Source organism: Bacillus sp. LB7, assembly GCF_030449715.1.
GTDB lineage: Bacteria > Bacillota > Bacilli > Bacillales > Bacillaceae > Bacillus > Bacillus paralicheniformis.
The window spans coordinates 38,265-50,262 of sequence record NZ_JASGCA010000006.1 but is presented as its reverse complement, the minus strand read 5'-3'; the positions used below and the strand labels follow the sequence as shown (position 1 = coordinate 50,262).

The 11,998-nt window shown below is 46.0% G+C and carries 15 protein-coding genes and 2 pseudogenes; 12 read left to right on the top strand and 5 right to left on the bottom strand.

The window, feature by feature from the left end:
- From QMZ64_RS10025 to QMZ64_RS10015, 3 genes and pseudogenes are all read left to right on the top strand, one after another.
- Positions 1 to 585, top strand: coding sequence for a TetR/AcrR family transcriptional regulator (locus tag QMZ64_RS10025; RefSeq protein WP_243940409.1), 585 nt, complete (start codon positions 1 to 3; stop codon positions 583 to 585).
- 85 nt (positions 586 to 670) lie between these two features.
- Positions 671 to 1,070 (top strand): annotated as a pseudogene (locus QMZ64_RS10020) (nuclear transport factor 2 family protein).
- Positions 1,071 to 1,088: 18 nt separating this feature from the next.
- Positions 1,089 to 1,978, top strand: a pseudogene (locus tag QMZ64_RS10015) (NAD(P)H-binding protein).
- Here QMZ64_RS10015 and QMZ64_RS10010 read toward each other — a convergent pair.
- Complete coding sequence (locus tag QMZ64_RS10010; protein ID WP_265627018.1) at positions 1,975 to 2,280, bottom strand: hypothetical protein; 306 nt, start codon at positions 2,278 to 2,280, stop codon at positions 1,975 to 1,977. The pseudogene QMZ64_RS10015 and the gene QMZ64_RS10010 overlap by 4 nt on opposite strands.
- A gap of 164 nt (positions 2,281 to 2,444) precedes the next feature.
- On the opposite strand from QMZ64_RS10010, the gene QMZ64_RS10005 reads away from it, so the two are divergent.
- A complete protein-coding gene (locus QMZ64_RS10005) occupies positions 2,445 to 2,900 on the top strand; it encodes an OsmC family protein (RefSeq protein ID WP_243940413.1) in 456 nt (151 codons plus the stop codon).
- Here QMZ64_RS10005 and erbB read toward each other — a convergent pair.
- From erbB to QMZ64_RS09990, 3 genes are all read right to left on the bottom strand, one after another.
- Positions 2,897 to 3,256, bottom strand: coding sequence for an SMR family multidrug efflux transporter EbrB (gene erbB, locus QMZ64_RS10000; protein ID WP_243940415.1), 360 nt, complete (start codon positions 3,254 to 3,256; stop codon positions 2,897 to 2,899). The two genes, QMZ64_RS10005 and erbB, sit on opposite strands and share 4 nt — an antisense overlap.
- A 13-nt stretch (positions 3,257 to 3,269) precedes the next feature.
- Entirely contained in the window at positions 3,270 to 3,587 is a 318-nt protein-coding gene (gene erbA / locus QMZ64_RS09995; RefSeq protein ID WP_003182039.1) for an SMR family multidrug efflux transporter EbrA, read from the bottom strand.
- Between the two features lie 394 nt (positions 3,588 to 3,981).
- On the bottom strand, positions 3,982 to 4,203 hold the full coding sequence (locus tag QMZ64_RS09990) for a hypothetical protein (RefSeq protein WP_265627017.1): 222 nt from the start codon (positions 4,201 to 4,203) through the stop codon (positions 3,982 to 3,984).
- 124 nt (positions 4,204 to 4,327) lie between these two features.
- Here QMZ64_RS09990 and QMZ64_RS09985 point away from each other — a divergent pair, with 124 nt between their 5' ends.
- The 8 genes from QMZ64_RS09985 to QMZ64_RS09950 all read left to right on the top strand — a co-directional run bounded on the left by QMZ64_RS09985 (position 4,328) and on the right by QMZ64_RS09950 (position 11,003).
- A complete protein-coding gene (locus tag QMZ64_RS09985) occupies positions 4,328 to 4,729 on the top strand; it encodes a YmaF family protein (RefSeq protein ID WP_243940419.1) in 402 nt (133 codons plus the stop codon).
- Between the two features lie 101 nt (positions 4,730 to 4,830).
- A complete protein-coding gene (gene miaA / locus QMZ64_RS09980; protein WP_301441290.1) occupies positions 4,831 to 5,775 on the top strand; it encodes a tRNA (adenosine(37)-N6)-dimethylallyltransferase MiaA in 945 nt (314 codons plus the stop codon).
- A gap of 41 nt (positions 5,776 to 5,816) precedes the next feature.
- Positions 5,817 to 6,038 (top strand): RNA chaperone Hfq, encoded by a 222-nt coding sequence (hfq, locus tag QMZ64_RS09975; RefSeq protein WP_020451500.1) that lies wholly within the window; start codon positions 5,817 to 5,819, stop codon positions 6,036 to 6,038.
- Positions 6,039 to 6,352: 314 nt separating this feature from the next.
- Complete coding sequence (locus tag QMZ64_RS09970) at positions 6,353 to 6,565, top strand: hypothetical protein (protein ID WP_020451502.1); 213 nt, start codon at positions 6,353 to 6,355, stop codon at positions 6,563 to 6,565.
- A gap of 250 nt (positions 6,566 to 6,815) precedes the next feature.
- The gene (gene nrdI, locus QMZ64_RS09965; RefSeq protein ID WP_011197997.1) at positions 6,816 to 7,211 is read left to right on the top strand and encodes a class Ib ribonucleoside-diphosphate reductase assembly flavoprotein NrdI; all 396 of its coding nucleotides are present in this window, start codon (positions 6,816 to 6,818) and stop codon (positions 7,209 to 7,211) included.
- On the top strand, positions 7,168 to 9,270 hold the full coding sequence (nrdE, locus tag QMZ64_RS09960) for a class 1b ribonucleoside-diphosphate reductase subunit alpha (protein ID WP_154998763.1): 2,103 nt from the start codon (positions 7,168 to 7,170) through the stop codon (positions 9,268 to 9,270). The genes nrdI and nrdE overlap by 44 nt, the downstream gene beginning before the upstream one ends.
- 20 nt (positions 9,271 to 9,290) lie before the next feature.
- Positions 9,291 to 10,268, top strand: a complete 978-nt coding sequence (gene nrdF / locus QMZ64_RS09955; protein WP_243940425.1) for a class 1b ribonucleoside-diphosphate reductase subunit beta — start codon at positions 9,291 to 9,293, stop codon at positions 10,266 to 10,268.
- Between the two features lie 117 nt (positions 10,269 to 10,385).
- Positions 10,386 to 11,003 carry a hypothetical protein gene (locus QMZ64_RS09950; protein WP_265627015.1) on the top strand — a complete coding sequence of 206 codons (618 nt, stop codon included), beginning with the start codon at positions 10,386 to 10,388 and terminating at the stop codon, positions 11,001 to 11,003.
- 18 nt (positions 11,004 to 11,021) lie between these two features.
- On the opposite strand, the gene QMZ64_RS09945 is transcribed toward QMZ64_RS09950, so the two are convergent.
- The gene (locus tag QMZ64_RS09945; protein ID WP_265627014.1) at positions 11,022 to 11,822 is read right to left on the bottom strand and encodes an MBL fold metallo-hydrolase; all 801 of its coding nucleotides are present in this window, start codon (positions 11,820 to 11,822) and stop codon (positions 11,022 to 11,024) included.
- Between the last annotated feature and the right edge of the window lie 176 nt (positions 11,823 to 11,998).

The window sequence follows — 11,998 nt, the reverse complement described above, 5'->3', positions numbered from 1 at the left end:
TTGGGAAGAAGCAAAGAATTCGATGCTGCCCTCGTCCTTCATAAAGCAATGGAGGTTTTCGGCCAATTCGGCTATGAAGGCGCATCGATGCAAGAGCTGCTCAGCCGCCTGGGAATTGCCAGGCAAAGTCTGTACAATACATTCGGAACGAAACGGGATCTGTTTATAGCCGCTCTTACAAGATATCTTGATGATAAAAATGCTCAAGTGATCGCCAGGCTTGAAAGCCCCGGCTCAGTGAAGCAATCGGTTCGGCAGATCTTTCAGGAAAGCTTAAACGCTCTGAAAGACCCCGAACGCTCAAAGGCATGCTATATCATCAACAGCGCAATTGAACAAATTCCCCGTGATCAAGAGGTTGCCGAATACATTGATAAGCAGACAAGGCAGCTGGAAACCGCCTTTTACAAAGCGCTTGTCCGGGCCGAGTCACAGGGGGAACTAAAGAAGGGCGGCCAAGATCTTTCAGCAGTTGCCCGTTTTTTAAATCAAACCCGGCTGTCGCTAACGTTTCAGGCGAAGTTAACGGAGGACTTTGACGCCCTTCAGGATTTGATCGATGTCAGCCTGTCTGTTCTTGATTAAAGAATTTTTTCGTCAACGGAAGATGGGCTGCCGCTCGTTTTTATCACTATTTTAGACCGAATGGTCAAAAAATAAGGGAAAGAAAATGGCGCATACGATAACCGATGTGATGGAACCATTTTTGCAGTCGATGCTCGAAAAAGATATGGAAAAGTGGATACAGCTTTGGGATCAAGACGCGGTGTTTGAGCATCCGTATGCGCCGCCAGGTTTTCCTAAAAAAATAGAAGGAAAGTCGGCTATTTACGAATATATAAAGGATTTTCCCGAAAAGATCGATAGTGTCCGCTTCACAGCGCCCACTATTCATCAAATGGCAAATACGGGCTAGGCGGCAGTCGAATTTGAATGTGAAGGCACGGTGTGCGAGACGGGTCTTCCTTATAACCAACAGCATGAAAGAGGGCAAAATTGTCCACTACAAAGATGATTGGAATCCTTTGATTGTCATCGAATCGTTCGGGGGACGGCTGCAGACTTTTTAATGACCTAACAAGTGAGTGATAAAAGTGGAGAAAACAATATTGATTACCGGCGGAACCGGCACGACTGGAAGCCGAATCGCCAAACGGCTTGTACGTTCGGGCGCCGGCGTCCGGATCGCAAGCCGGAGAATGCCTGCAATGGCCGGAACGGAACATGTGTATTTTGACTGGAATGATTAAAAAACTTACAGAGACGCATTAAAAATCACGAACTCATTATATTTGGTTGCGCCTGTCGGTGTATTCAAACCGTCGCCACTCGTTGTGCCGCTTTTGGAAATGGCAGCGGCATTCGGCGTCCGCCGCATTGTTCTGCTCAGCGCTGCAATTATCGATGAAGACGGACCCGTATTCGGGAAGCTTCATCACGCGGTCAGGCGATATGTTCCTGAATGGACGGTGCTAAAGCCTTCATATTTCCTGCAGAATTTTGACCATCAGCATGGCGCTTCGATTCGGAAGAAAAATGAAATCGTCACGGCGTCAGGATCGGCAAAGCCGGGTTTATAGATGCAGACGATATTGCTGAAGTGGCTGTGCACGCATTGCTTGATCAAAAGCCGCATAATACGAGCCATATCTTGACCGGGCCGGAAGCCTCGAGTTATGCTGAAGCTGCGGCAATTATCGGCAGAGCGGCAGGCATGTCAATGTCGAAGTGTCCGCTTTGAGGGAAAGGTATATAAAAGCAGGATTATCTCCCGATTATGCCAGCTTCATATCGGAACTAGACGAGAAAATCAAGAATGGCAAAGAAAAACGCATCACACCATACAGTGGAACGCATCACGGGAAAAAAACCGCGTTCACTGGCTGATTTCGCCAATGAACACGCCGGCGTCTGCTTTAACTCGTTCCTGAGACTGAACGGTCTTTTCTGTTTATTTTTGACTGTTCAGTCTAATTAATAAAATGTTTCGTTGATTTCCCATGACTCAACTGTACAGTAGGCCAAGTGAGGGTCCATACCCATGCCCATTAAATAAGCCATTGCCGCTACTTCTTCCATGGCATGGTGATAGGAAGTGGCTTGCGCTTCATTTAAACCGTAATGAACAAAAGGCGCAACCGTGCACAATGTCTTATGTTTCAAGTGCGGAAACAACGGACATTTGATGTGGTGCACGGCTGTTTCGGCGTGCTGATACTGGGGGATATGCATATGCTGTTCGGGAGCCGGTGTCTGCTGTAAAGGTTCTACATTCTCCATTTTTTTCGTCCTTTCTTGCCGGATTTTCGTTGTATTCTATGTTCCGCTCATGCCCCGTGTGTTAGACGTCTGTCACGGTTTACCGATTTTTTAGGCAAATCAACAGACATAAAGGTCAAATACCGGTAGACTTTAAAGCAGGATAAAAAAAGGAGGTATTTTTTATGGCTAAACATCATTTTTACCTTCAGGCAGACTGGCCTGGAAAACGTAACGACATCGGAAGGATTGAAAGCGGGAATTTAAAAACAGAAATTTCAATTCCAAAGGAAATGGAGGGTCCGGGGGCAGGGACAAACCCTGACGAAATGCTGCTCGGTGCCGCTGCGACTTGCTATATCATCACGCTTGCAGCCATGATGGAAAGGAGCGGATTGGAAAAAGAGAGCCTGACGATGGAATCCGAGGCCGTTGTCGATGTGACAGGCGGGGTGTTTACATACGAAAAAATCATTCACAGACCTCTGATCCGTCTTCCGAAAGAAGCGGCGGAAAAAGAGGTCGAACTTGCCGAAAGACTGGCTGAAAAGGCGGAGACATCCTGTATGATATCAAGGGCGGTTCAGGGCAATGTCGCCATTGAATTAGAGCCGAAGATTGTCGTCTCCAAAGCGGATTAGATTTCGACCGGGAGCTGAGCCTTTTGGTCTGCGGCGTCAGCATGCTTTGAATTGAGCAAAAAGACGCCGCCGATGATCAATACAAGCCCAATAAGAGTTTTGAGATTGAATGGTTCCTGAAATATAAAATACCCGATCGCAGCTGTCAAAGCCGTCCCGGTGCCGGCCCAAGTCGCATAAGCCGCAGATAAAGGCAGTGTTTTTAATGAAAAGCTCAGAAACGTAAAAGAAGCCGCAAAACCGATCATGACACCGGCCGCGGGCAGGGGGACGCTAAAGCCTTCTGACAGCTTCAGCATTGTGCTTCCGAATACTTCGGACAAAATGGCAGCCGCCAAAAAGATCATGCCTTTCATGACATTCTCCTCCTTATGACAGATTGATCAGGACAACGCCTGACACGAGACAGATAATGCCGGCGATATTTCGCCGGTTCAGCTTTTCTTGAAACCACAAGACGCCGATGATTGCAGTCAGAACGGTGCCCGCTCCGCTCCAAGTCGCATAGGAGAGGCTTAGAGGGATGACCTGCAATGTGAGTGACATCATGTAAAATGCGAGACCGTAGCCGATCACTACGAGAACCGACGGCTGCCAGCGCGCGAACCCGTCAGATATTTTCAGCATGGCGGCTGCCGCCGCTTCTGACAAGATGGCGATCAGTAGAAAAATGTAGCCTGCAATCATACGAAATCCTCCTCTATCGATGTTATTTCAAGATTCAAAAGGAGAGCTTTCTCTTCGTCAGCCAGCAGTTCCAATTGAAACAAAAGACTTTGACCATTTGCCAGCCCTCTTTTCACACAACTCACGCCGCGGTTTAAGAAATGCTGCCGCAGCAAGGGCGCTTGTACAAAGTCAGTTTTCATTCGAATATCAAAAAACGCCGCCCATAAACGATTTTAAAGTGTTAAAGGTTTATTCCGCAATCGTCATCAGGCCGCTTCAAAGATTTCTTCTTTTTTAGACATAAAAAAAACCCGCATTACTAACCGGTTGGTAAAATCCATCTTAATTGATGCAAAAGTTCTAAGTCAAGAAAAAAGTTATGTAAAAAGGCCCCTGGAAGAGCCTTTATTTGTCAATAAAAAGGATAGTAAGGATACGGCGGATACGGATATCCCCAAGGGCCGAGAAGCGCTCCGGCAGTAAGCCCGCCCAAAAAACCTCCGAAGAAGGGGCCCGGGCCGAAAAACGGACGCGGTCCGAAAAACGGTCGCCCAAAAGGTCCGCCAAAGAAAGGTCTGCCGATGATGCGCTGGTTGTCGTCGTAATATACAGGAGCTTGCTCGAAATGATTCATAAAAAAATCCCTCCAATAATAAAATGAAACCTGACTAACATCACTGTATTCTGCCCAGCCGTTTTTGCCTGGGCGCCCGTCGTATTTTTGAATGAAGCCGCCCTTAAAAAGGAGTGAATGAAACATGACGCTGTATCAGTCGGATTGGTCAAAAGCGCCTCCCCATGCCCACGCCTACAGGGCGAGAACATCGACTGCCAATGGCCATTACCACCTAATTGAAGGCTTTTCCCAGCCGGCAAACGGGAGCAATACAGATGGGCACGTTCATTTTTATTCCGGCATCACTTCTTTTGAAAAGGGACATTACCACAGGTATTACGCGATTACGGGGCCCGCGATTCCGCGGGCGGACGGCACGCACTATCATGAAATCGAGGGCACGACCTATCTGGCATATTCTGCGGCTCCCCCGATCAGATATGGCGGAGTCGTGTATGTAAGCGATGGAATGAAGGAAAGGCATCGGCATATTTTTAAAGGCTACACAAGAGAAATCGTGGGAAATGAGCCGATAGGTTGGTGAGGAAATGTTTGGAAAATGATGAAAAAGGGTAAAATGAAATGGATGTTTTTGAACGTGAAATGGTATAATGGGAGGAGCTTGTTTAAAGAGAGTGATCAGCAGTGAATAAAACGAAACCGCCGGTCATCGTTTTGATCGGACCGACCGCTGTCGGTAAAACAAAATTAAGCGTGATGCTGGCCGAGCATTTGAATGCGGAAATTATCAGCGGAGATTCGATGCAGATTTACAAAAGAATGGATATCGGCACAGCAAAAATCAAAGAAGAAGAAATGAACGGGGTTCCGCATCACCTGATCGATATTAAAGAACCGACGGAATCTTTCTCGGTTGCTGAATATCAGGAGATCGTCAGACAAAAAATCGCAGAGATTGACAGGCGGGGTAAGCTTCCGATGATTGTCGGGGGAACCGGGCTCTATATTCAGTCTGTCCTTTATGACTATTCATTCACAGAGGAAGCGGGCGACCCTGAGTTCCGGGCAGAGATGGAGGCGCTCTCTGACAAGAGGGGAGCCGAATATGTTCACTGTCTTTTGAAAGAGCGCGATCCCGAAGCGGCAAAAACCATTCATCCAAACAATAAACGAAGGGTCATCAGGGCGCTTGAAATCCTCCATACGACAGGAAAAACGATGTCCGAACAAATGGAAGGCCAGCGGAAAGAGCTTTTATACACCACGGCTCTCATCGGTTTGACGATGGAGCGGGAAGTGCTGTATGACAGGATCAACAGCCGCGTAGACCAGATGATGGATGAGGGGCTGCTGAATGAAGTGAAACAGCTTTATGATGAAAACATAAGAAATTGCCAGTCTGTTCAGGCCATCGGGTACAAAGAGCTTTATGCGCACCTTGAAGGCAGATCGTCCTTGGAAGAGGCGGTTGAGACGTTGAAGCGGAATTCGAGACGCTATGCCAAAAGACAGCTGACATGGTTCAGAAATCAAATGGATGTCGCCTGGTATGACATGACGCCCCCTGTCAATATCGAGCAGAAAAAACAGGAAATTTTCACTTACATAGCAGGAAAGCTCGAACTTTAATCGAAACAGTATGGTATAGAGAAACAAGGAGGACCAGAAACATGAAATCGATAAATATTCAAGATCAGTTTTTGAATCAGATTCGGAAAGAAAGTACATTTGTCACGGTCTTTTTACTGAATGGATTTCAGCTGCGCGGACAAGTAAAAGGATTTGACAACTTTACAGTGTTGATTGAATCGGAAGGAAAGCAGCAGCTTATATACAAACACGCCATTTCCACGTTTGCACCGCAAAAAAACGTTCAGCTCGAACTCGAATAGCGATTTACGGCTAAAAGACCATGCCTGGCATGGTCTTTTCAGATTGCCTGACAAAATCCTGAAACAGTTTACTGTTTTGGGATTTTGCCGTTTTCGAGGCGACTTTACAAACTGCGGCCGTTGCCGGTCCTGCCGAGCAGGAGTCAGGGAATAAAAGGAGCGACGGCCAATTGCCGGACACCCCGTCTAAAACGCCGCCGTCATTACATCCTGTGAAAGACCGAAGCATTCAAATTTACAAAGCGGCATCTAATCGCTAAACTAAGTAGTGTTTACATCAATTCAGTTTGAAAATGAAAAGGAATGAGCGAACAATGAAACCTAAGATCGTCATCAACCATTGGGAAGAGACGTGTGAAGATGATTCCTGCTATGAATACGGCACAAGTATTCTCGTCAACGGAAAAGAACTTGTCAGGGAAGCGTCGATCATGACGGCTGTTCAGTCAGTTCTTAAGGAGCTCGGCATCGAAGCCGATATTAAAGAGGTATGCGAGAACAAGTGCTGTGACACTTACAAAAAATAAGCGAAAAAGTCTAGTCTACTAACTCAATTTTTTTCGTGTTATGATAGATTTCGGTTTGTGAGTAGGATGAGTGAACGGCTCTCATTCTACTCATATTTCTTTGGCCTTAGGCCTCCTAAGCTGAAGCAAATTGTGAACTTTCATCAACCTGAGCACAATATATTGTGTTTTCTTGAATGATAGTATACTATATATTGTGTAAGGTTCGAGTTGAAAGACTCGGAAACAATTTTACTAGGTCGTGATAATGATGATTCAGATCGTATTTGATTCAAAAACGGGAAACGTTCAGCGCTTTGTGGATAAGACGCCTTTTCGCAATAAACGGAAAGTCAGCACAGAGGAGTATCTAGACGAACCGTTTGTTTTGATCACGTACACGACAGGGTTTGGGGAAGTTCCGAAAACGACTGAGATGTTTCTTGAGAAAAACGCCCATCTTCTTTTGGGAGTTGCGGCAAGCGGAAACAGAGTGTGGGGAGACAATTTTGCGAAAAGCGCAGAAAAAATTTCGAAGCAGTATCAGGTTCCGATTCTCGGCAAATTTGAGCTCAGCGGGACGGCCAAAGACGTTGAACTGTTTACTCAGGAGGTAGAAAGAGTTGTCACAAAATCAAGTGCCAAAATGGATCCAGTTAAACAATGAGATCATGATCCAAAAAGACGGGAAATTCCAGTTTGATAAAGATAAAGAAGCTGTACATAGTTATTTTGTAGACTATATCAACCAAAATACGGTATTTTTCCATGATCTGAAAGAGAAAATCGATTACTTAATCAAGAATGACTACTATGAAGAAGAGTTTTTAAGCCGCTACACGTTCGAAGAAATCAAGGAAGTGTTCAAAGAGGCTTACGCCAAAAAATTCAGATTCCCGTCCTTTATGAGCGCTTTTAAGTTTTACAATGACTATGCGCTGAAGACAAACGACAAGAAAAAAATTCTTGAACGCTATGAAGACAGAATCTCTATCGTAGCTTTATTTTTTGCTAACGGGGATAAGGAGAAGGCGAAAGAATTCGTCAGAATGATGATCAACCAGGAGTATCAGCCGAGCACGCCGACATTCTTAAATGCCGGCCGCAAACGCCGCGGAGAGCTGGTCAGCTGTTTCCTCCTGGAAGTCAATGACTCCTTGAACGACATCTCGAGAGCGATTGATATTTCGATGCAGCTGTCAAAGCTCGGCGGAGGCGTATCGTTAAACCTTTCAAAACTGCGTGCGAAAGGCGAAGCGATCAAAGACGTCGAAAACGCGACAAAAGGCGTCGTCGGCGTGATGAAGCTTCTTGACAACGCATTCCGCTACGCTGATCAGATGGGACAAAGACAAGGCTCAGGCGCTGCGTACTTAAACATTTTCCACCGCGACATCAACGATTTCCTCGATACGAAGAAGATTTCGGCTGATGAGGATGTCCGGGTGAAAACATTGTCCATCGGAGTCGTCATTCCAGACAAATTCATCGAGCTTGCAAGAGAGGATAAAGCGGCATACGTATTCTATCCGCACACCGTTTATAAAGCGTACGGCGAGCACCTCGATGAAATGGACATGAACGAGATGTACGACAGGCTTGTGGAAGATCCGCGCGTCAAAAAAGAAAAAGTCCACCCGCGCAAGATGCTTGAAAAGCTTGCGATGTTAAGATCGGAATCCGGGTATCCGTACATTATGTTCCAGGACAATGTCAACAACGCGCATGCGAACAATCATATTTCCAAGGTTAAATTTTCCAACCTTTGCTCGGAAGTTCTTCAGGCTTCACAAGTTTCTTCATACACAGACTACGGTCAAGAAGATGAGATCGGCCTTGATATCTCCTGCAACCTTGGTTCATTGAACATATTGAACGTCATGAAAAACAAATCGCTTGAGCAGACGGTTAAGCTTGCAACCGATTCGCTGACACACGTTTCTGAAACGACAAACATTACGAACGCACCGGCGGTCAAAAAAGCGAACAAAGCGATGAAATCCATCGGCCTTGGAGCGATGAACCTGCACGGATTCCTGGCACAGAACAATATCGCCTACGAAAGTGAGGAAGCGAGGGACTTCGCGAACACTTTCTTTATGATGATGAACTTCTACTCGATTGAACGGTCTGCCGAGATCGCCAAAGAAAAAGGCGAGACGTACCATAACTACGAAGGTTCGGCTTACGCAACGGGTGAATACTTCGAAAAGTATGTGACACAAGATTTCTCGCCTAAATTCGAAAAAGTGGCCAAGCTTTTTGAAGGCATGCACATTCCGACAAAAGAAGACTGGGAGCAGCTGAAACAGTTTGTCAAAGAACACGGATTGTACCACAGCTACAGACTGTGCATCGCACCGACCGGGTCCATTTCATATGTACAGTCAAGCACAGCATCAGTCATGCCAATCATGGAGCGGATTGAAGAAAGAACTTACGGCAACTCCAAGACGTACTATCCGATGCCTGGACTTGCGCCGAGCAACTGGTTCTACTATAAAGAAGCGTATGATATGGACATGTTCAGAGTTGTCGACATGATCTCGACGATTCAGCAGCACGTTGACCAAGGCATAAGCTTTACATTGTTCCTGAAAGATACAATGACGACACGCGATCTGAACCGGATCGACCTTTATGCCCACCATAAAGGAATCAAAACACTTTACTATGCAAGAACGAAGGATACAGGGCAAGAAGGCTGCCTTTCTTGTGTCGTTTGATTAAAGGAGAGTATGCGAAAGTGACGAAAATTTATGATGCAGCAAACTGGTCAAAGCATGAAGATGATTTTACCCAAATGTTTTACAACCAAAATGTGAAGCAATTTTGGCTTCCGGAAGAGATCGCGCTTAATGGGGATCTTCTGACATGGAAGTACTTGGGTAAAAATGAACAGGACACATACATGAAGGTGCTCGCGGGGCTGACACTACTCGATACAGAGCAGGGGAACACGGGAATGCCCCTTGTCGCTGAGCATGTGGAAGGGCATCAGCGCAAAGCGGTGCTGAACTTCATGGCGATGATGGAAAACGCGGTCCACGCCAAGTCCTATTCAAACATTTTCATGACGCTTGCCCCGACAGAGACGATCAACGAAGTCTTTGAATGGGTTAAACAAAACAAATATTTGCAGAAAAAAGCTCAGGTCATTGTCGGACTCTATGAGAAAATCCGCCAGGGCGATAAAATCTCGCTGTTTAAAGCGATGGTCGCATCCGTTTATTTAGAAAGCTTCCTGTTCTACAGCGGCTTCTACTACCCGCTTTATTTTTACGGACAGGGCAAGCTGATGCAAAGCGGCGAAATCATCAACCTGATCTTGCGGGACGAAGCGATTCACGGCGTCTATGTCGGCCTGCTCGCTCAGGAGATTTACAATGAGCAGACACCTGAGAAAAAAGAAGAGCTGTACGCGTTTGCCATTGATCTATTGAAAGAGCTTTATGAAAATGAGCTTGAATATACAGAAGATCTGTACGACCAGGTCGGCCTTTCACACGACGTGAAGAAGTTCATCCGCTACAATGCCAACAAAGCGCTGATGAACCTTGGCTTTGAAGCTTATTTTGAAGAAGAAGAGATCAATCCGATCGTGTTGAACGGGTTGAATACGAAAACGAAGTCACATGACTTCTTCTCAATGAAAGGGAACGGCTACAAAAAAGCAACAGTTGAACCGTTAAGAGACGACGATTTTTACTTTGACGATAAGTAAGCCGGCCGGGATAAAAGGGCGCATCCGCGCCCAAGCCCCGCCTTTCAGTTACGGATACACGGCAAAATGAGAGCAGAACGAATCTGCTCTTTTCACTTTGAGGAGGAAACGGATACAATGGGAAAAATGGATGAAATCATTCTCGTGGTCCCGCGGGAAAACGTATTTGCAAATGAAACGCTGACCTTCCAAGGCGTCAACAGCGATGGCGAGAAGGTCGGGAAGATCATGGCGCATATTGAACAGCACTTCAGTGAAATGAGAAGGGGAGACGCCGAAGAAGATCCTGCGTTTAAACAGCCGATCCCTTATGTTGTCATCAAAAGAGACGACGAAATATTTGTATACGAGCGGCTCGAAGGCGGAGGGGAAGCGCGGCTTCACAACAAGCTGTCACTCGGCTTCGGCGGCCACATGAACTTTGCCGAAGGGCTTGACTTTTCCGGTATTCTGAAGTTAAACACAGACCGCGAACTTGATGAAGAGCTTCTGATTAAGGAATCAGATAAAGAAAAAATGGTGACGCTCGGACTGATTAATGATGATGAAAACAGCGTCGGAAAAGTACATATCGGAATCCTTTCAGCGCTTGAATTAAAACCGGGCGCCCACGTTGAAGTTAAAGAAAAGGAACAGATTGCCGGCCGCTGGATGAAAGCCAGTGATCTGAAAGAAAAAAGCGTCTATGACAGACTTGAATCTTGGTCACAGTTTGTCGTTGATATTTTAGTGTAAATTGGAAAACTCGCTGATTTAGCGAGTTTTCTTTTCGTTTTGAACCGGTTTCCATTGAAAAAGTGAGCCCTGCTTTTCGATTAACCCGAAACCAGGGTAGGGGAAATGACACCCGTGAAGCAGGACCTGGCCGCTATAAGCCTGCCGGGCCAGCAGTCTTCTTGTCTTTTCTCCCTCTAGAGGGTCATGCTCAAGCGAAACCCGCAGCTTTGGATTGGAAATGCTTTCGGGAATGTGAAATACGTCATTGGTGATCTGACAGACACCGTCTTTTGTTTGTAACTCAATCGTCAAGTGCCCAGGTGTATGTCCGGGCGTATGGATCAGCTTCAGTCCGGGAAGCAGTTCGTTATCTTCTGTCAGCAGTTTCAGAAGCGGCCGGACAGAGGAGAGAATGCGAAACTGTTCAGAAGACGGCGTTTGTTTTGCGTACAGCCATTCTGCTTCACTGATCAGATGAACAGCGTTTGGAAAAGCGGGTTTCCCGTTATTTAGAAGACCTCCCGTATGATCTAAATGACTGTGTGACAAAATGACATAGTCTATAGAATCAGGCTTGATTCCAGCCTGTGTCATGTGATGAATCAAGTATCCGCTTTCTTGTCCGCCTGTTTCGCCAAATCCCGTATCAATCAGTATCCGTTTGCCGTTCGTCTCCAGACAGGCAAAGTTCAGCGCTGCTTCAAATTCTTCAGGATAACGTTCTGTTTCCTTGGAGTCTCCTCCCGCCAAAAAGAAATCCCTTGAAACTCGAAATGCTCCATCAGACAAAATTGTCATTTGAAAAGAATCGAGTTGAATGCGGTCTGGCTCCTTCATAATAAATCCTTCCCCCTTTGCGTTTGACCGCTGCCTCTTTATTAGAAGAGGCAGTTTCATTGTGTCTTTTCATTTGCGATGAGCTGCTTGATCGGTTATCATTAAATCGTAATAATTACGATTTAACAACGGAAGTATAACTGAATCCATTTGTTCTTTCAACCAAAATAAACTCT